The following is a 24,552-nucleotide window of genomic DNA, read 5'->3' on the forward strand; positions in this document are numbered from 1 at the left end:
ACCGCTACCAGATCGGCAGGACACGCCCTAGCCGGCTCGGCGGATGGGGCGGCGGGCCAGGTAGCGGAGCAGGTCGCGGATGTGGTGCTTCTCCTCGGCGGGGACCGTCGGGTCGGCCAGTCGGTCCAGAATGGCCCGGACGTCGGCCTCGACCGGGCCGTCGTCGTGGCGTCGGCGGGGCGCCGGGCCGGCGTCGGGCAGCCCGAGCGCGCGGAACGCGGCGGCGACCGGTAGATCCAGTGCGGCGCAGAAGCCGCGCACCTTGGCCAACTCCGGATAATCCTGCCAGTCACCGGCCAGCCAGCGAAACACGGTGGATCGACCCACGCCCGTGTGCGAGGCAAGATCAGTCACGGTCCAGCCACGTTCGTCGCGAGCGTCATCGATGGCACGCCGGACGAAGCGGGCGAAGGCCATCTGCGGTGATACGTCGGCTGATCCCATCCCTGTGTGTCTTCCCCTCCTGCCGGAGCACCGGGACGATGCGCCTTCCGAGGGTAGTACGCCAGGAGGCGGAAACAATTGACTGACCGCACAAACTGTCCCGTGGACGAGACTTTTCTCTAGAAGCGTGTGTGCAGAACGAAAATTGCATCCAGCGATCTTCATCGTTCTTCCATTAAGCTCGGTGCCCGTCCCGACATGGCGTCTGTCGCCTGCCGCGTCCGACCGGACCACCGCCGAGGAGCACCATGGCCGATTCGAGCCGCCCCCAGCCGTACCAGCCCGGTGCGGTGAGCCTCTTCTTCGTCGCCAAGGCCGGCGTCTTCGCTGCCGCGTTCTGGATCTGGTTGCTGGTCCTGGTGCTCCGCACCGACTCCGCGACCGGTCTCCAGGTGCTGGCCGCCACCGGCACCATCACCACCACGTTGGCCGCGGTCCTGCTCGGTGCCCGGATGGCGTTGCAGCACAACGCCGCCATCCGGCACGCCGAGGTGAAGAAGCTGCTGGTGGACATCTCCTGGAACGCCTTTGCGGCAGCCGGCAACGCCGAGACCGGGGGCAAGGTCGTACCATTCCCGACCGCCCCGAGCGACGGCGAGTGGGCCCAGCGGCCCGCCGTCGACCGGGTGTCGGTCCTCGACCGTGGTGCCAGCGAGCGCAACGGCGGCCGGGACCGCGGGGACCGTCGGCGTCAGCCACCCAGAAGCTAGGAGGCGGGCGTCTCTCCGGCGGCCAGCAGGGTCTCCAGCCGGGGGGTAACCCGCCACTGGTCCACCAGCTCGCGATACTCCGCGCGCTGCGGCTCGGTCGCCTCGGCGCCGGTACGACGTGCCCGGATCAGCAGGTTACGCGGCGTGTGCTGCGAGTCCACGAACTCCACCACCTCGGCCCGGTACCCGTGCACCCGCAGCAGCCCGGCGCGCAGGGCGTCGGTGAGCACGTCGGCGAAGCGCTCGCGCAGGATGCCCTGCCGGGTCAGCAGCTCGTACGGGGCCGGGGCGGGGTGGGCGCGGAGCTGCTTCGCCAGATCGTGGTGGCAGCACGGCGCGGCCAGCACCCAGCGGGCCTCCCAGCGCACCGCGCGGGCCAGCGCCTCATCGGTGGCGGTGTCGCAGGCGTGCAGCGCCAGCACCAGGTCGGGGGCCCGGTCGACGACGGCGTCGGCGATCGTCCCGGCGACGAAGCTGACCTGGTCGGCCCAGCCCAGCCGCTGCGCCAGCTCGGTGTTGCGCCGCCGCTGGTCCTCCCGGACGTCCACGCCGATCAGCTGGACGTCGAGCCCTCGACTGGTCAGGTAGCGGTACGCGGCGAACGTCAGGTAGGCGTTGCCGCAGCCCAGGTCGACCACCCGCAGCGGGCCGGTCAACTCGTCGGGCAGGGTCGCGGCCAGGGCCCGCAGGAACGCGTCCACCTGACGGCGTTTCGCCGCCGAGCCGCCGATCTCCGCGAAGATCGGGTCACCCGGGTCGAGCAGATACTCCTTCGTCCGGTCATTTCCGCCGGGCGTCGCCGCCGGACGCGCGGTCACGGCCCGGTGCACCTGCGCCTCGCCGGACTTGGTCACCCGTAGTTGCAGTGTCGCGGCGGTGGTCTCCACGTGCCAGTTGCCGAACGGCTCGGCGAGCAGTTCGTCGACCGCCGCAGCGGCCTCGGGACCGGAGGCGATGTTGCGGGTGTACGGGCGAGCGCCGTCGGACGTGGTGATTTGCATCCGGGGCCCGGCCTTGAGCGTCACCGGCCGCAGTTCGGCCCGCTCAACGGTGGGGCGGCGGCCGCGGCGACGTCCGGCGGCGACCGCCCGGGTCAGCGCGGGGTCGAGCAGCAACGCCCGGATCTCGATCAGGGCGGCGTCCAGTGGTTCCGGCATCGTTCCATCTTCGGCAGGTGGGGTGGGAGAAGGGAACATCCCCCGCACCGCGCGAGGCGGTGCGGGGGATGTCAGGTGTGACTGGTGGTCAGTCGGCGGTCGCCTCGGCCGGCGTACCCGCACCGGAACCGCCACCACGGCGGCGTCGGCGGCGGCGCGGCTTGGACGCCTCGCCGTCGGACGCGGTGGCCGGCTCGGCGGAGCCAGCGTCGGCGGAGATCACGGCGGTGGCCTCGCCCGCGACCACCTCGCCGGCCCGGCGGCGACGCCGGCGGCGGGGGGTACGGGCGTCTTCGTCGGCGGCGTCGGCCGCAGGTGCCTCGGCGACGGCCGGCGTGCCCGCGTCGGAGCGGTCGCGGCGACCATCGCCCCGACCACGGCGCTCGCCGCGACCCTCACCACGGCTCTCGCCGCGTCGGGAGCCCCGACCACCGCTGTCGCCCCGGCGCGAGCGGGTCGTTCCACCCAAATCCTCTTCGATCTCGGCGGACAGCCCGGCCCGGGTGCGCTCAGCCGTGGGCAGCGTGCCGCTGACCTCGGTGGAGATGTGCAGGTCGGTGTAGAGGTGCGGCGACGTGTGGTACGTCTCCGGCGGCTCCGGCATGTCCAGACCGAGGGTCTTGTCGATGATCCGCCAGCGCGGCATGTCGTCCCAGTCGACGAAGGTCACCGCGACACCCGTCGCGCCGGCCCGGCCGGTACGACCGATCCGGTGGGTGTAGGTGTCCTGGTCTTCCGGGCAGTCGTAGTTGATGACGTGGGTGACGCCGGTGACGTCCAGCCCACGGGCCGCCACGTCGGTGGCGACCAGGATGTCGATCTTGCCGGCCCGGAAGGCCCGCAGGGCCCGCTCGCGGGCGCCCTGACCGAGGTCACCGTGCACCGCGGCAACCGCGAACCCGCGGAAGTCGAGATCCTCGGCGACCCGGTCGGCGGCGCGCTTGGTACGCGTGAAGATCATGGTCAGCCCGCGCCCCTCCGCCTGGAGGATGCGCGCCACCACCTCGACCTTGTTCATCGAGTGGGTGCGGTAGACCAGCTGCTGGGTCTGCGGCGACGGGCCGGTCTCGGCGGTGTGCCCGGCGTGGATCGTCATCGGCTGACGCAGGAAGCGCCGCGACAGGGTGACGATCGGGTCCGGCATGGTGGCCGAGAAGAGCATCGTCTGCCGGTCTTCCGGAAGCATCGCCAGGATCTTCTCGACGTCGTCGAGGAAGCCCAGGTCGAGCATCCGGTCGGCCTCGTCGAGCACGAGTGCGTGCACCCGGTCCAGCCGGAGGTGCTTCTGCTTCTGCAGGTCCATCAGCCGGCCCGGGGTGCCGACCAGGATCTCGACGCCCTTGCGCAGCGCGTCGATCTGCGGCTCGTACGCCACGCCGCCGTAGATCGGCAGCACTCGGACGCCACGCGTCCGGCCGGCGGCGGCCAGGTCCTTGGCGACCTGGATGCCCAGCTCACGGGTGGGGACGACGACCAGCGCCTGCGGGACGCCGTCGCTGCCCTCGCCCGGGGCGAAGACCCGGTCGAGCAGCGGAACGCCGAAGCCGAGGGTCTTGCCGGTGCCGGTCGGCGCCTGACCGATCAGGTCGACGCCGCGCAGCGCGATCGGAATCGCGTACTCCTGGATGGCGAAGGCGCGGGTGATGCCGGCCGAGGCCAGGGCCTCGACGGTCTCGGCGCGGGCGCCGAGTGCGGCGAACGTGGGGGCCTCCGGTCGAACCGGGGCGGTGGGGGCCAGTTCCTGGCCGTCCAGCAAATCTTGAGTCAGGTCGCTCATGTGGATGTGGGGGTGCCCTCTCGTGGGTGCGCCCGTCATGTCCTCAGGGCGCGTTCGGTATGACGCGGGCCACACGGTCGGCGGCAGATTGCCGAGCCGGACCGGGCCGCACGCGCGCCGCGGGCTGAGCTTCGATCAGATCGGCGCCCACGGCAACTGCTCCATGTTACCTGAACAGGCAGGTCCCCGTCCCGATTCCCAGCCGGCCCCTGGGCACGCGGGGCAAGCAAATGTGACCCACACCACATCAACTCCCCGTCCGCCCCACCCCGATGGTGTCGATCTCGTAGCTGAGCCGGGGTGCGAAGTTCGCGAGACATGCCAAGGCGGGCACCACCGCTCCGTGATCGACCGGAACGGCGCGGGACGCGGGTGCGGGCGGGCACGCGGTAGCCTGCCGCTCGTGTCCGCCTCCGGTTCCGCGTACGCCGACCTGCTGGGCCTGGTCGCCTTTGGTGAGCTGCTCGCCTTCGAGCGGATGGCCGGTGACGCCCGGCTCGCCCCTGACCTGCGCCGCCGGGCCGCGCTGAACGAGATGGCCGCGGCCGAGATCGCCAACTACCGGCGCCTCGCCGACCGGCTCACCGCGCTGGGCGTGCGGCCGGAGGACGCGATGGCGCCCTATGTCGAGCCGTTGCAGGCGTACCACGATTCGACCGAGCCACGGGACTGGGCGGAAGTCGTCACCAAGGCGTACGTCGGCGACGCGATCACCGACGACTTCGTTCGCGAGATCGCCGATGCGCTGGAGGAACCGGACCGGGCGCTGGTGCTGGACGTCCTGCACGACTCCCGGTACGCGGACTTCGCCGCAGCCGAGATCCGGGTGGCCGTCGCCGACGACCCCCGGATGGCTGGCCGACTCTCGATGTGGGCCCGGCGGCTGGTCGGAGAGGCGCTCTCGCAGGCCGGCCACGTCGCCGCCGAGCGGGCCACCCTCACCGCGCTGATCGCGCGGGACGGCCGGGTCGACGTGCCGGGGCTGTTCGGCAGGCTCACCACCGCGCACACCGCGCGGATGGCCGCCGCCGGGCTGAACAACTGAGCCGCCGGGCTGAACAACTGACCAGCCAGGCGGGGCGGGCCGGTGCCGGCCTGCGGCAGGTGGGCCGAGCGCCAACCTGCCGCGATGGCCGGACCGTCAGCGGACGGTGAACCCGACCGCCCGGGGCGACGCCTCGGCGATCTCGACGTAGGCGACCTTCTCGATCGGAACGATGACCCGCCGGCCCTTCTCGTCGGTCAGGGAGAGCGTGCCGCCGTTGCCGGCGAAGGCGTCGGTCACGAGCTGCTCGATCTCGGCCGGCGACTGCGCGCTGTCCAGTACCAGCTCGCGCGGCGCGTACTGCACGCCGATCTTGACCTCCACTGTGCCTCCTCAACTGGGGCGAAAGAACCGCCCTGCGAAGGCTATCCGATCACGGGGTCGGCGGTCAGGCTGACTCACCTTGCAGCGGGAAGCTCGCGATGCCCCGCCACGACAGCGCGGCCACCAACGCCTCGGCCTCGGCCTTCGGCACCTGCCGGCCGCCGGCCAGCCAGAACTGCGCGGCCGTCTCCGCCGCCCCGACCAGCCCGGAGGCGAGCAACTCGGCGTGCGCCCGGCTCACGCCGGTGTCCGAGATGATGGTGTCGGTGATCGCCGCGATGCAACCCTGCTCGACCCGCTCCACCCGCTGCCGCACCGCCGGGTCGTTCCGCAGATCCGACTCGAAGACGAGCCGGAACGCCTCGCTCTCGTGGTCGACGAAGTCGAAGTACGCCCGTACCGACGCGCTGACCCGCTCCTTGTTGTCGCTGGTGCCGCGCATCGCGTCCTGCACCTGAGCGACGATGGCGTCACAGTGCGTGTCGAGCAGCGCCAGGTAGAGGTCCATCTTTCCGGGAAAGTGTTGGTAGAGCACCGGCTTCGAGACCCCGGCCCGCTCGGCGATGTCGTCCATCGCGGCGGCGTGGTAGCCCTGCGCGACGAACACCTCCTGCGCCGCAGCGAGAAGCTGCTTACGACGCGCGGAGCGGGGCAGGCGGGTGGGCCGGCCAGCGGTCTGTGCACCGTTCCCCGCAGCGGTCATGGGATCCTCCGAGTTCTCCGTACGAGCCGGCATTTTCCCCCCAGACCGGGCGAGGCCCGTGACCTCGGTCGTGGAAATGGCCCGCCGCTGTAACTTATCGCCACTCTCGGCACACGGTAGCCTCAGCGGGGGCGACCAAGGAGCGCGCGGTGAGTGAAACAGGGCAACCCGGAGCCGCCACCCCGGGAGATCACGGTGACGGAGCGGGTCAGCACGACGACCCGAGCCGTTCCGTCAGTGGGTGGGCGCCTCCGGCGGGTGGGTGGCCCCGAGCCGCCGACCGCGAGGACGCCCGGGACGAGGCGCCGCGCTGGCAGCCGGACCCCGCGTCGGGCTGGCGAACCTCCTCGACACGGCATGGCGACCTGCCATCGCCGCTGGTCGGGCGGTCGAGCGACCCGGAGTCGCCGGCCCGCAGCAACGGCCACCACGTCAACGGCGTGCACTCCTCGGACGACGTCAACGGCGTCCACCAGCCCGGTCTGGAACCGCCCGCGGGACGCCCCACGCCGGTGAGCGCACCGCCCGGGCTGCCCGCCGAGGGTCGCCCGGCCAGCGACCGGCTCGTGGTGCCCGCCCAACGTCCCGCACCGCCGACGGAGCAGGGTGCCGCCGAGCCCGACCCGGGCCCCGCCCCACACTCCACCGTCGATCCGGCTGCCGCGCATCGGGCCCGTTGGGCCGAGCCCGGGTTGCCCACCTCGGCCCCGCCGGCCGTCCAGGTGCCGCCGGTCGGCACCGCCGCGTCGGGTTTCGAGGTGCCGCCCGGCTTTTACGCGCCCACCGGCGAGCGGCTGACCGCCGACGAGCAGCCGACCGCCCCACGCGACTGGCGGGACCCGCGCGCACCGGAGCCCGCGGCGACCTCGGGACGCACCCCGGGCCCGGCCGGGCCCGCCGACGAGGGCGAGCCCGGTCGTGCTGCCGAGGGTTCCCGGCCGGCGGAGACGCATCGCGCCGGGGACGCGCACCGACCCGGCGACACGCACCGGGCCGGGGAGTCGCCGGCCATCGAGCCCGACTGGTCGGGGCCGAGCTGGAACCGTCCGAGTTGGGGTGGCGGGTGGGCCCCGCCCTGGTCCCGCCAGGACGACGAACCGGCTGGCCCGGCGGCACGAGACGAGCCGGCGCCGGACTGGGTCGGTGAGCCCCACCAGCCGTACGAGCCGGTGCGCGCCGAGGTGCCTCGCCCGTACGAGCCGGTGCGTGCCGATCCGCCCCGTGCCTACGAACCCGGCCGGGCTGAATCCGAGTCCGCGCCGGAGCGCCCCGCCGAACCGACCAGCGCGCCACCGGCCGACCGGCCGTCCTGGGCGGGTGGTGTGACGCCGACCAGTGGTCCGCCCGCTGACCGGCCGTCCTGGGCGGGGTCCGCGGCGAGCAGTGGGCCCCGGGCCGACCGGCCGTCCTGGGCGGGCGGGGTCGACCCCGAGCCCACCAGCGCGCCGCCCGCGCGGCCCTCCTGGGCTCAGGGGTCTGATCCCACACCGACCAGCGTGCCGCCGGTGCGGCCGTCCTGGGCCGGCGGGTCCGAGGCGGCGACCAGCGTGCCGCCGGTACGACCGTCCTGGGCTGGCGGGTCCGAACCGCCCGCGACCAGCGCGGCGTCGACGCGGCCGTCCTGGGCCGGCGGTTCCGATCCGGCACCGGCCAGCTCCCCGCCGACGCGACCCTCCTGGGCCTCCAGCCCGTCACCGGTCGACCCGCCCGCAGCAACCGAGCCGTCACCTCCGGCACCCGCCGGACCGCCTCCGGCACCGGCCGGGCCACCTCCCACGCTGACCGAGGCGCCACCCGCCCCGGCAGGCCCGTCGCTGGTCGAGGAGCGCCCGTCCTGGACCGCCGGCTCGCCGACGGCGAGCAGCAGTTCCCGGGTTGAGCGGCCGGACTGGTCCGAGGGCCGGATCCCGGCGACGCCGATCGAGCGCCCGTCCTGGCCGGCCAGCCGAGCGGCCAGCGCCGGTGGGGGCGACGGTGGCGAGACGCCCGGCCGGTCCCGGCCCGAGGTCCGGCCGACCGCACCGTTCCGGCTCCGGCCGGCGACACCCGAGCCCGGTCCGTCACCCGTCGAGTCGCCCCCACCGGCCGCGCCGGCCAGCGACCCGCTGTCGAATGACGCCACACCGTCCCCCACCGCAGCGGTTCCGCCCACCGCCACGAAGGGTTCCGGCCGCCGCGACCAGCCCGCACCGGCGTCCGCCTCTTCCTACGCGGCGCGCCGATCCGCCCCCGACCCGACGTCGCCGGCCGGCGACGGCCGGCAGTCGGCCCCGAGCGCGGTGGTGCTGCCGCAGCGCGTCCCCGCGGAACCGGACGTGCCCGTCGTGCCGGAGCCGCCAGCCGTGGAGCCACCCGCCGAAACCCCGGAACTCGCCCGCATCGCCACCCACCTGCGTCGGGACGACGAGCCAGCCCCACTGCGGGAACGCCCCGAGGGGTTCGACGTCAACGCCATCCTGGACGCCGTCCGGGAGGTGGCCGGCGTCCGCGACGCGGCCCTGCGCCGTACCCCGGCTGGGGCGCACAGTCTGCGACTGGACCTGGCCGACGGCGCCGACCCGGCCGAGGTCAGCCGGCAGGTGGCCCGACTTCTTCAGGAGCGGATGGGGTTGGCCGCGGCCCCGCAGAACGTGCCCGGCCTGCCCAGCACGCCACCTGCGCCGGTTCGCCGTCGCGCGGCCGAGCCCCGACCCGCCGAGCGGCGTACCCCGGAAACTCAGAACGCGGCTTCCCGCGACCTCGGCGAGGTTCGGGCGGCCGAGCCGCCGACGGTCGTCCGCCCGCCCGGCGCTCGGGTCGAGGCCCCGCCGGCCGGCCCGGAGCAGCGCACCAGCACGGACCCGACGCGCCGCCGCCGGTCGAACGCCCCGCACCGGGGTCGCGCCACGGTGGAGGAACCCGGATCGGTCTCGGCCGCGCCGGCCGGCGCCGCGACCGGTAGCCCGGCGACGCTGGGCACGTCGTACTCCGGTGGTCAGGTGACCACGACGGAGTCGGCCCCGTCCCGGCCGCTGGAGACCGGCGGCACGCCGGGCCCCCGAGTGGTGATCGACCACGTTCAGGTCAGCACCTTCGGCCTGGACGCGAACGTGGAGGTCCGGCTGTTGGCCGGGGGCGACAGCGCCTCCGGGTACGCCACCGGACCGGCGGTGGACGGCTACGTGCTGCGGCTCTGCGCGGTGGCAGCGGCCGCCGCGGTGGACGAGTTGCTACGCGGCCCCGACAACGCCGAGCGGGGGCGCTGCTTCGTCGAACACGCGGCGGTGGTGCCGTTCGGCAATTGCGAGGTGGCCACCGTGGTGGCGCTGTTGGTCTGCGAGGGTTGGGTCGAGCAGCTCGCCGGGTCGGCCCTGGTCGCGGGTGATCCGCGTCAGGCGGTGGTCCGGGCGACGCTGGCGGCGGTCAACCGTCGGCTGGAGGCGCTGCTGTCCTGAGTGGTTGAAGGCAAACTGGAGGAATGAGACGCGCCACCCTCTGGCCGGACCACCTGCTCCCGGACGACCGCGTTCCGCCGCCGTGGCCGGGCCGGGAAGTCCGCCTCGACGGCCGGGTCACGTACGTGCGGGACACCCCGGCCACCGCGGCGGGCGCGGAGCCGGCGCTGTACGTGCACGGGTTGGGCGGGTCGTCGCAGAACTGGACCGACCTGGCCGGGCTGCTGGCCGACCGGCTGGACGGTCAGGCCATCGACCTGCCCGGCTTCGGCCGTAGCGAGCCGGGCCCGCGCTACACGATTCCGGCCTTCGCCGATCTGGTCGTCCGCTGGATCGAGCATTCCGGTCGGGGTCCGGTACACCTGTTCGGCAACTCGCTCGGCGGCGCGGTCGCGGTCCAGGTCGCCGGGCTCCGGCCGGACCTGATTCGCACCCTCACCCTGATCTCCCCGGCGCTGCCGTTCCTGGATTTCCGGCGCTCGTTGCAGGGGCGGATGCTGCCGGTGCTCGCCATTCCACGGGGTGAACGGCTGGTCGCCTGGCGACTCACCCAGCTCGCGCCCGAGGTGATGGCCCAGCAGGTGCTGGAGGCGTGCGTCGCCGACCTCAGCCGGATCTGTGATCAGCGCCGGGCCGAGGCGCTGGAGGAGATCCGGGTGCGGTACGAGGCCGAGCACTACGCCGCCGCGTACGTCCGGACGTTCCGTGGGCTGGTCTCCAGTTTTCTGCGCGCGTACCTGCCGGGGCCGGGGTCGCTGTGGCGCCTCGCCGAGGCGGTACGCGCGCCGACCCTGGTGGTGGGCGGTCGCCAGGACCGTCTGGTCGACGTGCGGGTCGCGCCGCAGACCGCCCGGGTCATTCCGGACAGCCGATTGATGATGCTCGACGGTGTCGGTCATGTGGCGCAGTTGGAGGTTCCCCGGCTGGTTGCCCGCGCGGTGGTCGGCCTGCTCGCCGAAACGGGGGACGCCGCCGGGCGGTCTGATCTGGCAGGCTGACCTGGATGCCCAGCTCAGCCCGCCCCCCTGGTCGCCGTCGGCGACGTTTCGCGCTGCTCGCCCAACTGGTGGCGGTGGTGGTGGCCGTCGGCGCGGCGGTGACCGTGATCGCCGAGGGGCCGGGTGGGCATCCTGGCGCCGACCGGTTGGCCGCCGAGGAGATCGGCACGCCACCGCCGCTGGTGGCCGGGCCGCTGCCGCCGTCGGCCGACCCCTCGCCCGCCGACCCGGTCCCGTCCAGCCCGCCCCCGCTGTTGCGGGTGCCCGGCGCGGTTCCGAGCGCCGGCACGGGCAGTTTCGGCTACGACGCCCGCTCCGGCCCCGTGCTGGGTCGGGCAGGTGAGCTGCGGCGGTACCGGGTCGCGGTGGAGTCGGGCAGTGACGAGGACGCCGCCGAGTTCGCCCAGGCGGTTCAGGTGGCGCTCGCCGGGCCGGGCAGTTGGGTCGACAGCGGCCGGCTGCGACTACAGCAGGTGCCGGGGGCTGCGCCTCGCGACTTCACCGTCTACCTGGCCACCGCCCGCACCGCGGGTCGGATGTGCGCCAACGGTGGGGTGGACATCCGGGTCGGCGGTCGGCCGTACACGTCCTGTCGGGCACCCGGCCAGGTGATCATCAATCTGGATCGGTGGCGGTTGTCGGTGCCGCACTTCGTCTCGGCCGGCGTGCCGTTGACGGTCTACCGGACGTACGTGGTCAATCACGAGGTCGGTCACCAGCTTGGGCACCGGCACGAGCGGTGCCCCGGTGCGGGCCGGCCGGCGCCGGTGATGATGCAGCAGACGCTTTTCCTCAACGGGTGCCGGGTCAACCCGTGGCCGTACCTCGGCGGGCGTCGTTACACCGGCCCCGCCCTCTGAGTCGATCGGCCCGATCCACCGAGGATCACCCCCATCAGGCGTCTTGCGGCAATAGCGATAATAATGGAGAAATGCCCGAATAATCTGGCAGGCTCGACTCATGACGCCGTCGTCCCCTTACGGCCCGCCCCGGCCGCCCGACCACCGGTCGGCGCTCCGGGCTGTGCGTCCCGCGCTTGTTCGGATGGGCCGGCGTCGTCGCCGCAGCACGCTGCTCGGTCTGCTCGGTCTGCTCGTGCTCGCCGCCGCTATCGGTGTGACGGCGAGCCGGGACGGTGAGCAGTCAGGCGAGCCGCCGGCCAGCACCCAGGGCGGAATGGGTCATGGAGGTGGGGTGGCCGCGCACCCGGCGCCCACCAGTTACCCGTCGGTCGGAGCGGGTCGCTTCACAGCGGCCGACGGCGAGACACCGGTGCACGGCACGGACGGGCCGTTGCACCGTTACCGGGTCGTCGTCGAACGCGGCGCCGGCCAGGACGCCGACGTCTTCGCCGCCAGGGTGGACGAGGTGCTGGCCGACCCGCGCAGTTGGATCGCCTCCGATGAGCTGCGGGTGCAGCGGGTGGTCGACGCCGAGGCCGCCGACTTCACCATCTACCTGGCCACCCCGGTCACGTCCGAGCGGATGTGCGCCGAGGGCGGGTTGACCACCGAGCGCTACACCTCCTGCCGCCTGCCCGGTCAGGTCATCATCAACCTGGCCCGCTGGATGGAGGCGGTCCCCGACTACGGCGCCTCGCTGGACACCTACCGGACCTACGTCATCAACCACGAGGTGGGCCACGAGTTCGGCGAGGACCACGAGGCGTGTCCCGGCCCGGGAGAGCCCGCCCCGGTGATGCAACAACAGACGTACGGCCTGCACGGCTGCGTCGCCAACGCCTGGCCCTACCTCGACGGCCGTCGCTACGCGGGGGACATCGTCCCCTGATCGGCCGGCTCGTCGGTTATTCCCGCTCCCGCATACCGGACCACGTGTCGTCCCTCATGGCCGAGCGGGGCTCCCGCGAGCAACAATGGCGCGGTTCACACCGCCGATCCCGGGGAGTCCACCGTGTCGTTGCCCCCGCTCGTCGAACCCGCCGCCGAGCTGACCGTAGACGAGATCCGCCGCTACTCACGTCACCTGATCATTCCGGACGTCGGGGTGACCGGCCAGAAGCGGCTGAAGAACGCCCGGGTGCTCTGTGTCGGCGCTGGTGGCCTCGGCTCGCCCGCCCTGATGTACCTCGCCGCGGCGGGGGTCGGCACGCTCGGCATCATCGACTTCGACACCGTCGACGAGTCCAACCTCCAGCGCCAGATCATCCACGGCGTCTCCGACATCGGCCGGTCCAAGGCCGAGTCCGCCGCCGCGTCGATCCGCGAGATCAACCCCCTGGTCAACGTGGAGATCCACAACACCGCGCTGGACCGGGAGAACGTCCGCGAGATCTTCGCCCAGTACGACCTGATCGTCGACGGCACGGACAACTTCGCCACCCGCTACATGGTGAACGACGCGGCGGTGCTGCTCGGTAAGCCGTACGTCTGGGGCTCGATCTACCGCTTCGACGGTCAGGCGTCGGTGTTCTGGGCCGAGCACGGCCCCTGCTACCGCTGCCTCTACCCGGAGCCGCCGCCGCCCGGCATGGTCCCCTCCTGCGCCGAGGGTGGAGTGCTCGGCGTGCTCTGCGCGTCGATCGGCTCGATCCAGGTGAACGAGGCGATCAAGCTGCTCACCGGCATCGGTGAGCCGCTGGTCGGCCGCCTGATGGTCTACGACGCCCTGGAGATGGAGTACCGCAAGATCAAGGTCCGCAAGGACCCGAACTGCGCGCTCTGCGGCGACAACCCGACGGTCACCGACCTGCTGGAAGACTACGAGGACTTCTGCGGCGCGGTCTCCGAGGAGGCCCAGGAGGCGACGGTCGACTCGACCATCACCGCGCTGGAGCTGAAGGAGTGGCAGGACGCCGGCAAGCACATCTTCCTCGTCGACGTGCGGGAGCCGGCCGAGTACGAGATCGTCCAGATCCCCGGCGCCACCCTGATCCCCAAGGGCGACATCATCTCCGGCGAGGCCCTCGCGAAGCTGCCGCAGGACCGGCAGATCGTGCTGCACTGCAAGTCCGGCGTCCGCTCGGCGGAGGCGCTCGCCGCGCTCAAGGCGGCCGGTTTCAAGGACGCTGTGCACGTGCAGGGCGGCGTGCTCTCCTGGATCAAGCAGATCGACCCGTCGCTCCCGGCGTACTGACCGATCGGGCCGGGTGGGCCCACTCGGCCACGTCGCCGAGCCGGGGCGGCCCACCCGGCCGCCCCGGCAAATCGACGCAGATCACGCCGAGCGGCCGTCCCGCCGGAGCGACGCAGCCAGTCCGGGCTGGCCGATTCTCCGAGGCGGCATCGCGTCTGCGCAGGTAGCGTCTCCGCCGTGGTCGACTTGGAAGCCGCGATCGGGTTCGTCGTGGCGCATGGGGATGCGGTGGAACGCGCCCGCCTCTCCTGGCTCCGCAACGGCACTACCGTGCCCGACGGGTTGCTGGAGACGGCCGAGGTCGGCCAGTCACCAGACGGCGGCTGGCCGGCCACCTGGGGCGGCGAGGTCGCCTCGATCGACGCCACCTGCTTCCGGCTCGCCGAGCTGGACGACCTGGGCGCGCTGGGCCGTCCCGCCGCCCGGCGCGCACTGGACTGGCTGGCGTCCCGACAGCAGGCCGACGGCGGTTGGGAAGAGGACGCGTCGCTGGCCGACTCGGCACCGGAGTGGGCCCGGCCCGGCGATCCGGAGGCCGGGTTCCTCGTGTCGGCCAACGCCGGTTTCTGGCTCACCGTCGCCGGCCTGGACGCCCGGGCCTCGGGTCCGCTCGACCACCGGGTCGGTGGGGCGTACGCCGGGGTGGTGCAGGCAGCGGCCCACTCGCTGGCCACGCGGCTGCGCCCGGACGGTAGCTGGCCGTCGTTCCTCGCCGCCGGCTGGCTGAGCGCGGCCGTGCTGCACCGGCAGGAGATGTTTCAGGAGTCGGCCCGGATCCAGGTGGTGCTCGCCGAGCGGATGCCGAAGATGTCCCCGGGTGACGTGGCGTGGCTGGCGGCCACGCTGCGCCGAGCCGGCGTCGACCCACAGGACTGGATCATGGTGCGGGCGCTGCGCCGGCTGGCCGAGACCCAGCGCAGCGACGGCGGCTGGGAGAGCGACGACGGCCACCAGTTCGACGTGCACGCCACGCTGGCCGCGATCCGGGCGGCCCGCCCCACCCCGCCCGGCTGAGCCGCCGCCGCTAGCGCAGGTGCCCGTCCCCGGTGACGACGTACTTGGTGCTGGTCAGCTCGGGCAGGCCCATCGGACCGCGGGCGTGCAGCTTCTGGGTGGAGATGCCGATCTCCGCGCCGAAGCCGAACTCGCCCCCGTCAGTGAACCGGGTCGAGGCGTTCACCATCACCGCCGCCGCGTCCACCCGGGCCACGAAGTCGCGGGCCGCGCTCGCCGAGTCGGTGACGATCGCCTCGGTGTGCCCGGTGCCGTACCGGCGGATGTGCGCGACCGCCGCGTCCAGCGAGTCGACCACCGCCACCGAGATGTCGGCGGACAGGTACTCGGTGGCGTAGTCCTCCTCGGTGGCCGGGACCACGGCGGCGGAGTACGCGGCCACCTCGGGTGAGCCGTGCACGGTCACCCCCGCCTCGGCGAACGCCGCCAGCACCGGTGGCAGGAACGCGTCGGCGATGCCCGCGTGCACCAGCAGCGACTCGGCCGTGTTGCAGGTGGACAGGCGCTGCGTCTTGGCGTTCAGCGTCACCGCGACGGCCTTCGCCAGGTCGGCGGCGGCATCGACGTAGACGTGGCAGTTGCCCACCCCGGTCTCGATCACCGGCACTGTCGACTCCTCGACCACGGTGCGAATCAGCGACGCCCCACCGCGCGGAATGAGCACGTCGACGAGCCCTCGGGCGCGCATCAGCTCCTTGACCGAGTCGCGGGAGCTGGCGTCGAGCAGCTGCACCGCGTCGGCGGGCAGACCGGCCCCGGCGACCGCGTCGCGCAGCACCGCGACCAGCGCGGCGTTCGAGTGCGCGGCCGACGACGACCCGCGCAGCAGCGCCGCGTTGCCGGACTTGAGGCAGATCCCGGCGGCGTCCACGGTCACGTTGGGCCGCGCCTCGTAGATGATGCCGACCACCCCGAACGGCACCCGGATCTGGCGCAGCTCCAGGCCGTTGGGCAGGGTGGACCCGCGGACCACCTCGCCGACCGGGTCGGGCAACGCGGCCATCTCGCGCAGCGCGTCGGCGATGCCGGCCACCCGCCCCGCGTCGAGCGCGAGCCGGTCCAGCACGGCTGCGGTCAGCCCGGCCTCGCGGCCGGCCGCCAGGTCCGTCTCGTTCGCGGTCAGGATCTCCGGGGTACGCGCCACCAGCGCGTCGGCCATCGCCACCAGCGCGGCGTCCTTGACCGTACGCGTGGCCACGGCCAACTCCGCGGCGGCGTCCCGTGCCCGTCGCGCCTGCTCAACGACGCTCATGCCAGCACTCCTCGGTGGTGGGGGGAAGGTCCTCGGTTCACAGCAGCACCAGGTCGTCGCGGTGGACGACCTCTCGTTCGTACGCCGGGCCGAGCGCCGCGGCGAGTTCGGACGTGGAGCGGCCGAGCAGCCCGGGCAGCTCCACCGCGTCGTAGTTGACCAGCCCTCGGGCGACCGACGCGCCGGCGGTGTCCACCAGGTCCACCGGGTCGCCGGCCGTGAACGTGCCGTCCACGGCGGTGATACCGGCCGGGAGCAGCGACTTGCGCCGCCCGACGACGGCGGCGACCGCGCCCGGGTCGAGGTGCAGCCGTCCCCGGGGCGAGGTGGCGTGGGCCAGCCAGAACAGCCGGGCCGTCGGGCGTCGCCGCTGCGGGTGGAAGAGCGTGCCGACCGGTTCGCCGGCCAGTGCCGGCGTGGCCAGGTCGGCGGCGGTGAGCACCACCGGGATGCCGAAGCCGGTGGCGATCCGGGCGGCCTCGACCTTGGTCACCATGCCGCCGGTGCCGACGCCGGCGCGGCCGGCCCCGCCGATGGTGATGCCGGCGAGGTCCGCGTCGTCACGAACCTCGGCGATCCGGGTCGAGTCGGGTTTGGTGGGGTCGCCGGTCCAGAGGGCGTCCACGTCGGAGAGGAGCACCAGCAGGTCGGCGTGCACCAGCGCGGCCACCAGCGCGGCCAGCCGGTCGTTGTCGCCGAACCGGATCTCCTGGGTGGCCACCGTGTCGTTCTCGTTGACGATCGGCACCGCCCGCAGGTCGAGCAGCTTGCGCAGCGTCCGGTAGGCGTTGCGGTAGTGCGCTCGCCGGGTCACGTCGTCGACGGTGAGCAGCACCTGCCCGACGGTGCGGCCGTGTCGGGCGAAGCTGGCCGCGTACCGGCCGATCAGAAGCCCCTGCCCGACGCTGGCGGCGGCCTGCTGGGTGGCCAGGTCACGCGGGCGTCGGGGCAGCCCGAGCGGGGCGAGCCCGGCGGCGATGGCGCCGGAGGACACCAGCACCACCTCGCGCCCTTCGGCGGTGAGCCGACCGAGGGTGTCGACCAGCGTGTCGACGCGCTCGTCGGCCAACCCGCCGGTGGCGGTGGTCAACGAGGAGGATCCGATCTTGACGACGACCCGCCGGGCCGTCGTGACTGCGTCGCGCACCCGACCATTCTGCGTGGTCACGGACGCACCGCCCGCTAGCGTTCCCATATGGTGGCGGATTGTGACTCCTGACGAGTATGTCGAGGCGGTGCTCGACCTGGTCGAGCGGATCCCGGAGGGCCGGGTCATGTCGTACGGCGGGGTGGCCGACGCGCTGTCCGAGCGCTCGGGGCGTGCCTCGGCCCGGCTGGTCGGCAACATCATGGCCCGGCACGGGGGCTCGGTGCCGTGGCACCGGGTGGTGGCGGCGAGTGGTCGACTGCCACCGGGGCACGAGCGGGAGGCGCGGGCCCGACTGCGGGCCGAGGGAGTGCCGCTGCGCGGCGAGGGTGTGGACATCGCGGCGGCGGCCTGGTCGCCGGACGAGGGGATGTGACCACCGGCGGGCGTGACCTGTCGCGGGCGGGACGTGCCACACCGACGGTGACGGCGGTTGCGGGCCTGCGCTGCCGTCAACCTGACTGTTCGGCTGTGCGTACCAGGGCCGGCAGGTTGGTCAGCCCTCGAAATAACGTGAGTAACATTCGGGCCCATGAAAACGCCGCCGGGCGCCGGCTCGTCAGCCACCGGCTCGCTGCCCCGATCGGTGCACGCCGGCTACGCGCTCGGTTCCCTGGCGACCGGAGCGTTCGGCACCGTGCCCGGTCTGCTGCTGCTGCCGTACCTGACCGACACACTGGGCGTGGCCGCCGGGCTGGCCGCCCTGCTGGTGTTGCTGCCCAAGGCATGGGATGTGCTGGTCAACCCGGTCGCCGGGCGGATCTCCGACCGCACCCGGTCGCGGTGGGGCGCCCGCCGGCCGTACCTGCTCGTCGCCGGCCTCGCGCTCGCCGTCCTGTTCGCGTCGATCTTCGCCGCGCCCTTCGGTAACGGCTCGGGCGCCGCGGCGTACGTGGCGTTCGCCTTCCTCGCCACCGCCACCGCGTTCGCGTTCTTCCAGGTGCCGTACGTGGCGATGCCGGCGGAGCTGACCGGCGACTACGCCGAGCGCACCCGGTTGATGACCTGGCGGATCGCGGTGCTGGCGCTGGCCATCCTGGTCTCCGGCGCGGTCGCGCCGCTGGTGGTGAGCGCCGGTGGTGACGGCGTGGCCGGGCACCGCTGGATGGGGCTGTTCGTGGCGGTGCTGATCGCCCTCGGCGCCCTCGGCGCGTTCCTGGGCACCCGGTCCGCGCCGACCGGCACGGTGGGCGAGAGCGAGCCGACCCTGCGCGCCCAGCTCGCCGTGGCCGGCGCCAACCGCCCGTTCCGGGCGCTGCTCATCTGCTTCGTGGTGCAGTCCGCCGGGGTCGCCACGATCCTGGCCGGGGTCAACTACTTCGCCGGGCAGATCCTGCGCGACGAGGAGAGCGGGCCGACCCTGCTCTTCGTCTGCTTCGTCGGGCCGGCGCTGCTGGTGATGCCGATCTGGAGCCGGATCGGTGCCCGGCTGGGCAAGCGCACCGCCCTGGTCGTCGCCTCGCTGATCCTCGCCGTCGGTGCGTTCGCCCTGGTGGCCGCCCCGGTGCTGCCGGCGGTGGCCGTCTATCTCGTAGTCGCGCTGATCGGCGTGGGGTACGCCGGGCAGCAGGTCTTCGCGCTGGCCATGTTGCCGGACTGCATCGCGCACGAGACGGCGCGCACCGGTCGACGGCAGGCGGGCGTCTTCACCGGGCTGTGGACCGCCGGGGAGACCTTCGGCTTGGCGCTCGGCCCGGGTATCTACGGACTGGTGCTCCAGCTCTCCGGCTACGTGTCCTCCGACACCGGCTCGGCCGCGGCCCAGTCCGACACGGCGAGACTGGGTGTCCTCCTCGGCTTCACGCTGATCCCGGCCCTGCTGATCGCCCCTCCGATCCTCCTGCTCCGCCAGTACACCCTCACCGCCCACAGCGACCTGACGGATCATGCAGTTGTGCTGGGGGACGAAAGCCGTTGACCGTCACGAGAAGGGCACCGTAACTCCATGATCGACGAGAACAGGGTCGAGGCCGGGGCGCTCTCTGCTGCGGGGGTTCCCGCCGAGGTTGCGCTCTCCGAGGTTCGGCAGTTGCGCGGCGCGGACCGGCCCACCCACGGGGGACGGCTGTTCGCGTACGTCTACGACCCGGCGGTGCCGGGGCTGGACGAGTTGGCCGCCGCCGCCCACCGGGAGAGCGCGCACGTCAACGGGTTGGACCCGACCGCGTTCCCGTCCCTGCTGGCTATGGAGAACGCGCTCGTCGGCGCCGCCGGCCGGGTGCTGGGCGCCGGCCCGGGCACCACCGCCCCGGACGTCGTCGGCAGCGTCACCAGCGGCGGCACCGAGTCGCTGATCCTCGCCGTCAAGACAGCCCGGGACGCTCACCCGGAGATTTCCGCCCCCCGGATCGTGGTGCCGTCGAGCGCGCACGCCGCGTTCGCCAAGGCGGCGCACTACCTGCGCGTGGCGCTGGACGTCGTGCCGGTCTCCCCGGAGACGCTGCGTCCCGACCCGGCCGCGATGGCCGCCGCGATCCGCCCGGAGACGGTGCTGGTGGCCTGCTCCGCGCCGTCGTACGCGCACGGGGTGGTGGACCCGGTCGCGGAGATCGCGGCCGCCGCCGCCGAGGCCGGGGTGCGCTGCCACGTCGACGCCTGCTTCGGCGGCTGGACCCTGCCGTACCTGCGCCGTCTCGGGGAGCCGGTGCCGGCGTTCGACTTCGCGGTGCCGGGGGTCACCTCCATCTCGGTCGACCTGCACAAGTACGCGTACGCGCCGAAGGGGGTGTCGGTGCTGCTGCACCGTGACGCCACCCTGCGCGCCCCGCAATACTTCGCGTACGCCGACTGGCCCGGCTACACGATGATCAACCCGGTGATCGCGTCCACCCGCTCGGGCGGGCCGATCGCCGCCGCGTACGCCACCGTGCGGCACCTCGGCGACGACGGTTACCTGCGGCTGACCGCCGTCACCCGGGACGCGGTCGCCGGTCTGGCCGACGCGGTCCGGGCCGTCGACGGGCTGCGGTTGATGGCCGAGCCGGAGTCGACGGTGGTCTGCTTCACCGCCACCGAGGGCGGCCCCGACCTGTTCGTCCTGGTCGACGAGCTGACCGCGCGGGGCTGGCACACCCAACCCCAGCTCTCGTACGCCGGTCTGCCCGCCAGTGTGCATCTCACGGTGACCGCCGCGGTCGCGCCCCGGGTGGCCGAGTTCGGGCCGGACCTGGCCGAGGCGGTGACCGCAGCCAGGGCCGCCGGCCCGGTCCGGCTGCCCGCGGAGTTGGCCGCGCTGGCCGGTGCCCTCACGCCGGACGCGCTGACCCCGGAGCTGGTCGCGGGCCTGGCCGCCGGGCTGGGTCTGGGCGGCGAGCCGGACGGTGCGCCGCTGCCGGAGCGGATGGCGGTGGTGAACACGCTGCTCGACGCCGCGCCGCCGGCTCTGCGGGAGCGGCTGCTTGTCGAGTTCGTCGGCCTGCTGCAACGTCCGACCTGGTGACCGGAACGCCGGCCGCGCCGTACGCCCCCGTGGCGTGCGGCGCGGCCGGCGGTGACCGGACCGTCAGCGGTAGTTCATCCGCACCTGGTTGTCGGCGTCGTTGATGTCCATCAGGTAGTCGAATCCGCTGTCCATCGGCCGGACATCCACGTCAGCCTTCCCGGTGCCCAGCGCGATCCCCTCGGCCAACCGGAAGCTCAGGTCCAGGCGCACCTCCGCCCCCGCTGCCAGCCGCCCCAGGGTGCAGGTCAGCGGATTTCTGGAGTGCTGGGGCTCGCCCGAACACGGGCCCCATCCGTCGACGTCCGGGCGCACCTCCGCCGGCAAGCCCAGCCGTAGGTCCACGTGGGCGACCGGCTTGGTGCCCCGGTTACGAACCCGCACGGTGGCCGTACCCGTCCGGGAGCCGTCGTCGGCCGTGGTCAGCACGAGGTCGGTGGCGGTCACCGAGATATCCGCCGAGTGCGGGTTCTGACCGAAGCTCGTCGGCCCGGAGACCTGCGCGAAGGTCTCGCCCTTCCAGCGGTAGCCCCGCCACTGCCGCTGTGACCACTCGGCGGGCCAACCGCCGCCGGGAGCGATGTCACCGACCTGCACGCGGACCGTGCCGTCGCCCACGACATCCAGCGCGAACAGCCACTGCGGCTTGTCGATGGTGGTCGCGACCACCCGGCCGAGCGTCGTCACCTTTCCTTCCTTGTCGCGGTCGAAGGCGACGACCTGCATCGGCCCGCGGGTGCCGAGCGCGCACTGCACGAGTGCCACCGTCTCCACCGCGCCGTCCCCGTCGATGTCGCCGTGGTCGAGCGCCAAGAGCCAGTTCTCGCCCTCCCGGGAATCGGCGGTGAGCCGCGTTTGCGATGTCGGGCAGCCTGGTCCGGCCCGCCATGCCGGCAGAGTTATCGGCACCCCCAGCAGCTCGGCCCGGCTGAACCGGCCGTCCGGCACGGCTGTGGTCGGGGTGGCACTGGTCCCGGCGGGGCTGGGGGTGGGAGTCGGCGGCGGTGTCGGCGACACCGACACGCTCGGCGTCGGCTCGACCGGACCAGGCTGGTGGTCCGGGCCGGTCATCGCCGCGTATCCGACGGCCGACCCGCCGAACAGGGCGAGCGCCGTCGTGGCGGTGGCCGCCAGCCGGCGTCGGCCGCGGCCTCGTACCGTCCGCCGAACGGCGGCAGGCCCCGGTGCCTCGACCTCGGCCAGCGCGGTACGGCGGTATCGGGCAAACTCTTCGGCGAGGTCAAGAATCTCCTGCTCAGACATCCCGCACCTCCTCTTTGGTGTCGCGCAGGTGAGTGGCGAGCGCGGTCCGGCCCCGGTGCAGCCAGGACTTGACCGTCCCCTCGGCGACCTGTTCCTGAGCGGCGATCTCGGCGACCGTTAGGTCGGCGAGGTAGTGCAGCACGACGGCCCGCCGCTGATTCGGCGGCAACTTCGCCAGGGCGGCGTCGACGGCGACCCGGTCCGGGCTCGGCTCCGCGACGTGTGTCTCCCGCTGCCGCAGCAGCCACAGCTGGGCGGTCCGCAGCCGCCGCCACCGGTTGTGGCCGAGGTTCCAGGCGACCCGACGGACCCAGGCGAGGGGGTCCTGGTACTCGGCGAGCCGGTCCCAGCGGGCGTACGCCCGACAGAACGCCTCCTGAACCAGGTCCTGCGCCTGCCCGCGGTCACCCGTGTACGCGGTCAGCTGCACCACCAGCCCGCGGAAGTGGGCGTGGTAGAAGTCGTCGAAGACCAGCTCCGCCGGCGTGGAGGTGGCGGTTCCCGGCGGGTCCGGCGGGCGTCCGCCCACCCGCACATCTCGTGTCACAAGCACTCGTCCTCCCCGTGGCGGCTGCGGGCGGTGTGTTCGCCAGCACCGGTCACACCAGCGAGCCCGCCGGTAGGTTGCGCGTCAATCGCCGCCGATTCTTGTCGGCTCCGGGACACCTGGCGGGGCGCTCAGGCCGCTCACCGCCGGACCGTACGGACGCCGGCTGTGATTCACTGTCGAGGAGGAGAGGGGACGCTCGTGCAGCTGCCGGCAGTGCTTGGCGAGCCGATCCGGTTCGTGCTGAACTGGGGGCGCCGCTACTCGCTCTGGGTGTTCAACTTCGGTCTGGCCTGCTGTGCCATCGAGTTCATCGCCACCAGCATGGGTCGGCACGACTTCATCCGACTCGGCGTGATCCCGTTCGCCCACGGCCCCCGTCAGGCCGACCTGATGGTGGTCTCCGGCACGGTGACCGACAAGATGGCCCCGGCGATCAAGCGGCTCTACGACCAGATGCCCGAGCCGAAGTACGTCATCTCGTTCGGCGCCTGCTCCAACTGCGGCGGCCCCTACTGGGACTCGTACTCGGTGACCAAGGGTGTCGACCAGCTCATCCCGGTCGACGTCTACGTGCCTGGCTGCCCGCCCCGGCCGGAGGCGCTGCTGCACGGCATCCTGCGCCTGCAGGAGAAGATCGCCGCCGAGCAGTCCGGCATCGGGGGTGTGCCGCAGCGGGACGTGCTGGCCGCGCCGCTGGACGCCCCGCCCCGCGAGGCCGCCGCGCCACGCTCGGTCGACTCGCTCACCGCCCCACCGGTACGCCCACCCACCGCGAGCTGAGGGCGGCGGGCCGCCACCGGGCACCGGGACGCCACGCAGCATGATCGATGGATCGCTGGTTCGCCACCCTGTTGTGGACCCGCCGCACTAGCCTGCGCACTATGAGCAGCTCAGCGGACCAGCGATCCGCCCACATCGTCGACGTGCTCACCGAGGAGTTCGGGGCGTCGATGGCGATCGACCCGGCCGCCTTCCGCCGCAAGTTCCGCAAGATGGCGGCCTCTCCGTTCGCCTTCTACCGGGGCAGCGCCGCGCTGTTCTACGCCGACCAGCGCGGCGACTTCGCCGACGACCGGTTCTTCGACGAGCGGACCAGCCGGGTGTGGATCCACGGTGACCTGCACGCGGAGAACTTCGGCACCTACATGAACGCCTCCGGGCAGCTGGTGTTCAACGTGAACGACTTCGACGAGGCGTACGTCGGGCCGTTCACCTGGGACCTGCGCCGGCTCGCGGCCAGCGTGGCGCTGCTCGGCTATGGCAAGGCGCTCTCCGACACGGCGATCGGGGAGCTGGTGGCCGGGTTCGCCCGGTCGTACCTGACCGAGCTGCGGGCCATCGCCGCCGGCGGTGACGACGCGATCGGTTCGATCACCCTGGACAACGCCGACGGGGTGCTGCGCCGGGTGCTCCAGCGGGCCCGGCTCAACACCCGCGTCGACCTGCTCGCCGCGCAGACCACCATCGACAACTACGAGCGACGGTTTTCCATCGGCGACGGGGTCTTCGAGATCGACGACGCCACCCGGGATCTGGTCAGCGCCGCCTTCCAGGACTACCTGGGCACCCTGCCCACCGCCTCGACGCAGCTGCGCCCGGTGGCGGCGCGGATCAAGGACGTGGTGCTGCGCAAGGGGGTGGGCATCGGCTCGGCCGGGCTGCCGTCGTACAACCTGCTGCTGGAGGGCCACACCCAGGCACTGGAGAACGACGTCGTCATCTACATGAAGCAGGCGCAGGTGCCGGCCGTGGCGCGGTACGTCACCGACGAGTCGGTCCGCGGCTACTTCCAGCACCAGGGGCACCGGACCGCCGAGTCGCAGCGGGCGTTGCAGGCGCACGCCGACCCGTGGCTGGGCTTCACCGAGCTGAACGGGGCTGGTCAGCTGGTCGCCGAGGTCTCCCCGTACGCCGCCGATCTGGACTGGTCGGACGTGAACGAGCCGGAGGAGCTGACCGGGGTTCTCGTCGACCTTGGCCGGGCGGTGGCCCGGATGCACTCGGTCGCCGACGACGAATCCAGTCACGACCTGGTGGACTACTCCACCGAGGAGGCGATCGTCGCGGTGGTGGACGCCGACGAGCCGGGCTTCGTCGCCCACCTGGTGGACTTCGCGCACGCGTACGGGGTGCGCGCCCGCGAGGACCACCAGCTCTTCGTCGACCTGTTCCGCAACGGTCGGCTGCCGGGCATCTGAT

22 protein-coding genes are annotated in these 24,552 nt (G+C 73.1%); 13 read left to right on the forward strand and 9 right to left on the reverse strand.

From position 1 onward, the window contains the following. Window positions 1-27: 27 nt before the first annotated feature. On the reverse strand, window positions 28-444 hold the full coding sequence (locus AC5L30_RS22900; protein ID WP_091402568.1) for a helix-turn-helix domain-containing protein: 417 nt from the start codon (window positions 442-444) through the stop codon (window positions 28-30). Window positions 445-692: 248 nt separating this feature from the next. On the opposite strand from AC5L30_RS22900, the gene AC5L30_RS22905 reads away from it, so the two are divergent. Further along, window positions 693-1,154 (forward strand): hypothetical protein, encoded by a 462-nt coding sequence (locus AC5L30_RS22905; RefSeq protein ID WP_494869729.1) that lies wholly within the window; start codon window positions 693-695, stop codon window positions 1,152-1,154. Here AC5L30_RS22905 and AC5L30_RS22910 read toward each other — a convergent pair. Together AC5L30_RS22910 and AC5L30_RS22915 are read right to left on the reverse strand one after the other, a co-directional pair. Beyond that, window positions 1,151-2,311, reverse strand: a complete 1,161-nt coding sequence (locus AC5L30_RS22910; protein ID WP_494869730.1) for a class I SAM-dependent methyltransferase — start codon at window positions 2,309-2,311, stop codon at window positions 1,151-1,153. The two genes, AC5L30_RS22905 and AC5L30_RS22910, sit on opposite strands and share 4 nt — an antisense overlap. An 88-nt stretch (window positions 2,312-2,399) precedes the next feature. Then, window positions 2,400-4,088: a DEAD/DEAH box helicase gene (locus AC5L30_RS22915; RefSeq protein WP_494869731.1), complete on the reverse strand. Its 1,689-nt coding sequence runs from the start codon at window positions 4,086-4,088 to the stop codon at window positions 2,400-2,402. Window positions 4,089-4,491: 403 nt separating this feature from the next. Between AC5L30_RS22915 and AC5L30_RS22920 the strand changes: the two genes are divergently transcribed. Beyond that, window positions 4,492-5,133 carry a ferritin-like fold-containing protein gene (locus AC5L30_RS22920; protein WP_494869732.1) on the forward strand — a complete coding sequence of 214 codons (642 nt, stop codon included), beginning with the start codon at window positions 4,492-4,494 and terminating at the stop codon, window positions 5,131-5,133. Between the two features lie 96 nt (window positions 5,134-5,229). Here AC5L30_RS22920 and AC5L30_RS22925 read toward each other — a convergent pair whose 3' ends face one another. After that, window positions 5,230-5,457 (reverse strand): DUF3107 domain-containing protein, encoded by a 228-nt coding sequence (locus tag AC5L30_RS22925; RefSeq protein WP_494869734.1) that lies wholly within the window; start codon window positions 5,455-5,457, stop codon window positions 5,230-5,232. Window positions 5,458-5,521: 64 nt separating this feature from the next. After that, window positions 5,522-6,160, reverse strand: coding sequence for a TetR/AcrR family transcriptional regulator (locus tag AC5L30_RS22930; protein ID WP_030489514.1), 639 nt, complete (start codon window positions 6,158-6,160; stop codon window positions 5,522-5,524). 1,322 nt (window positions 6,161-7,482) lie between these two features. Here AC5L30_RS22930 and AC5L30_RS22935 point away from each other — a divergent pair. The 6 genes from AC5L30_RS22935 to AC5L30_RS22960 all read left to right on the forward strand — a co-directional run bounded on the left by AC5L30_RS22935 (window position 7,483) and on the right by AC5L30_RS22960 (window position 14,702). After that, window positions 7,483-9,594: a hypothetical protein gene (locus tag AC5L30_RS22935; protein WP_494869867.1), complete on the forward strand. Its 2,112-nt coding sequence runs from the start codon at window positions 7,483-7,485 to the stop codon at window positions 9,592-9,594. Between the two features lie 23 nt (window positions 9,595-9,617). Further along, entirely contained in the window at window positions 9,618-10,592 is a 975-nt protein-coding gene (locus tag AC5L30_RS22940; protein WP_494869736.1) for an alpha/beta fold hydrolase, read from the forward strand. Between the two features lie 5 nt (window positions 10,593-10,597). Further along, a complete protein-coding gene (locus tag AC5L30_RS22945; protein WP_494869737.1) occupies window positions 10,598-11,452 on the forward strand; it encodes a DUF3152 domain-containing protein in 855 nt (284 codons plus the stop codon). Between the two features lie 100 nt (window positions 11,453-11,552). Then, window positions 11,553-12,383: a DUF3152 domain-containing protein gene (locus AC5L30_RS22950; RefSeq protein ID WP_494869738.1), complete on the forward strand. Its 831-nt coding sequence runs from the start codon at window positions 11,553-11,555 to the stop codon at window positions 12,381-12,383. A 123-nt stretch (window positions 12,384-12,506) separates the two neighbouring features. Further along, window positions 12,507-13,688, forward strand: a complete 1,182-nt coding sequence (moeZ, locus tag AC5L30_RS22955; RefSeq protein WP_494869739.1) for an adenylyltransferase/sulfurtransferase MoeZ — start codon at window positions 12,507-12,509, stop codon at window positions 13,686-13,688. Between the two features lie 126 nt (window positions 13,689-13,814). Continuing rightward, the gene (locus AC5L30_RS22960) at window positions 13,815-14,702 is read left to right on the forward strand and encodes a prenyltransferase/squalene oxidase repeat-containing protein (RefSeq protein WP_494869868.1); all 888 of its coding nucleotides are present in this window, start codon (window positions 13,815-13,817) and stop codon (window positions 14,700-14,702) included. Window positions 14,703-14,712: 10 nt separating this feature from the next. Here AC5L30_RS22960 and AC5L30_RS22965 read toward each other — a convergent pair whose 3' ends face one another. Further along, entirely contained in the window at window positions 14,713-15,954 is a 1,242-nt protein-coding gene (locus AC5L30_RS22965; protein WP_494869740.1) for a glutamate-5-semialdehyde dehydrogenase, read from the reverse strand. A 37-nt stretch (window positions 15,955-15,991) separates the two neighbouring features. Then, on the reverse strand, window positions 15,992-17,101 hold the full coding sequence (gene proB / locus AC5L30_RS22970; RefSeq protein WP_494869742.1) for a glutamate 5-kinase: 1,110 nt from the start codon (window positions 17,099-17,101) through the stop codon (window positions 15,992-15,994). A gap of 61 nt (window positions 17,102-17,162) precedes the next feature. On the opposite strand from proB, the gene AC5L30_RS22975 reads away from it, so the two are divergent. From AC5L30_RS22975 to AC5L30_RS22985, 3 genes are all read left to right on the forward strand, one after another. Continuing rightward, the gene (locus AC5L30_RS22975) at window positions 17,163-17,477 is read left to right on the forward strand and encodes an MGMT family protein (protein WP_494869743.1); all 315 of its coding nucleotides are present in this window, start codon (window positions 17,163-17,165) and stop codon (window positions 17,475-17,477) included. A gap of 156 nt (window positions 17,478-17,633) precedes the next feature. Next, window positions 17,634-19,019 (forward strand): MFS transporter, encoded by a 1,386-nt coding sequence (locus AC5L30_RS22980; RefSeq protein ID WP_494869744.1) that lies wholly within the window; start codon window positions 17,634-17,636, stop codon window positions 19,017-19,019. Window positions 19,020-19,046: 27 nt separating this feature from the next. After that, complete coding sequence (locus AC5L30_RS22985) at window positions 19,047-20,540, forward strand: pyridoxal phosphate-dependent decarboxylase family protein (protein WP_494869745.1); 1,494 nt, start codon at window positions 19,047-19,049, stop codon at window positions 20,538-20,540. A gap of 63 nt (window positions 20,541-20,603) precedes the next feature. Here the strand turns inward: AC5L30_RS22985 and AC5L30_RS22990 are convergent, their stop codons facing one another. Both AC5L30_RS22990 and AC5L30_RS22995 read right to left on the reverse strand, forming a co-directional pair. Next, window positions 20,604-21,803 carry a hypothetical protein gene (locus AC5L30_RS22990; protein ID WP_494869747.1) on the reverse strand — a complete coding sequence of 400 codons (1,200 nt, stop codon included), beginning with the start codon at window positions 21,801-21,803 and terminating at the stop codon, window positions 20,604-20,606. Then, complete coding sequence (locus tag AC5L30_RS22995; protein WP_494869748.1) at window positions 21,796-22,356, reverse strand: RNA polymerase sigma factor; 561 nt, start codon at window positions 22,354-22,356, stop codon at window positions 21,796-21,798. The genes AC5L30_RS22990 and AC5L30_RS22995 overlap by 8 nt, the downstream gene beginning before the upstream one ends. Window positions 22,357-22,551: 195 nt before the next feature. On the opposite strand from AC5L30_RS22995, the gene AC5L30_RS23000 reads away from it, so the two are divergent. Further along, a complete protein-coding gene (locus tag AC5L30_RS23000) occupies window positions 22,552-23,133 on the forward strand; it encodes an NADH-quinone oxidoreductase subunit B (RefSeq protein ID WP_091402527.1) in 582 nt (193 codons plus the stop codon). 101 nt (window positions 23,134-23,234) lie between these two features. Beyond that, window positions 23,235-24,551, forward strand: coding sequence for a DUF2252 domain-containing protein (locus AC5L30_RS23005; protein WP_494869749.1), 1,317 nt, complete (start codon window positions 23,235-23,237; stop codon window positions 24,549-24,551). Window position 24,552 lies beyond the last annotated feature (1 nt).

The sequence above is a fragment of the Micromonospora sp. BQ32 genome (assembly GCF_059358895.1).

Coding starts and splice junctions, on each gene's coding strand:
- AC5L30_RS22965 (WP_494869740.1), bottom strand. CDS start 15,954: ATGAGCGTCGTTGAGCAGGCGCGACGGGCACGGGACGCCGCCGCGGAG.
- AC5L30_RS22980 (WP_494869744.1), top strand. CDS start 17,634: ATGAAAACGCCGCCGGGCGCCGGCTCGTCAGCCACCGGCTCGCTGCCC.
- AC5L30_RS23005 (WP_494869749.1), top strand. CDS start 23,235: ATGAGCAGCTCAGCGGACCAGCGATCCGCCCACATCGTCGACGTGCTC.
- AC5L30_RS22930 (WP_030489514.1), bottom strand. CDS start 6,160: ATGACCGCTGCGGGGAACGGTGCACAGACCGCTGGCCGGCCCACCCGC.
- AC5L30_RS22940 (WP_494869736.1), top strand. CDS start 9,618: ATGAGACGCGCCACCCTCTGGCCGGACCACCTGCTCCCGGACGACCGC.
- AC5L30_RS22985 (WP_494869745.1), top strand. CDS start 19,047: ATGATCGACGAGAACAGGGTCGAGGCCGGGGCGCTCTCTGCTGCGGGG.
- AC5L30_RS22950 (WP_494869738.1), top strand. CDS start 11,553: ATGACGCCGTCGTCCCCTTACGGCCCGCCCCGGCCGCCCGACCACCGG.
- AC5L30_RS22900 (WP_091402568.1), bottom strand. CDS start 444: ATGGGATCAGCCGACGTATCACCGCAGATGGCCTTCGCCCGCTTCGTC.
- AC5L30_RS22905 (WP_494869729.1), top strand. CDS start 693: ATGGCCGATTCGAGCCGCCCCCAGCCGTACCAGCCCGGTGCGGTGAGC.
- AC5L30_RS22990 (WP_494869747.1), bottom strand. CDS start 21,803: ATGTCTGAGCAGGAGATTCTTGACCTCGCCGAAGAGTTTGCCCGATAC.
- AC5L30_RS22945 (WP_494869737.1), top strand. CDS start 10,598: ATGCCCAGCTCAGCCCGCCCCCCTGGTCGCCGTCGGCGACGTTTCGCG.
- AC5L30_RS22910 (WP_494869730.1), bottom strand. CDS start 2,311: ATGCCGGAACCACTGGACGCCGCCCTGATCGAGATCCGGGCGTTGCTG.
- AC5L30_RS22915 (WP_494869731.1), bottom strand. CDS start 4,088: ATGAGCGACCTGACTCAAGATTTGCTGGACGGCCAGGAACTGGCCCCC.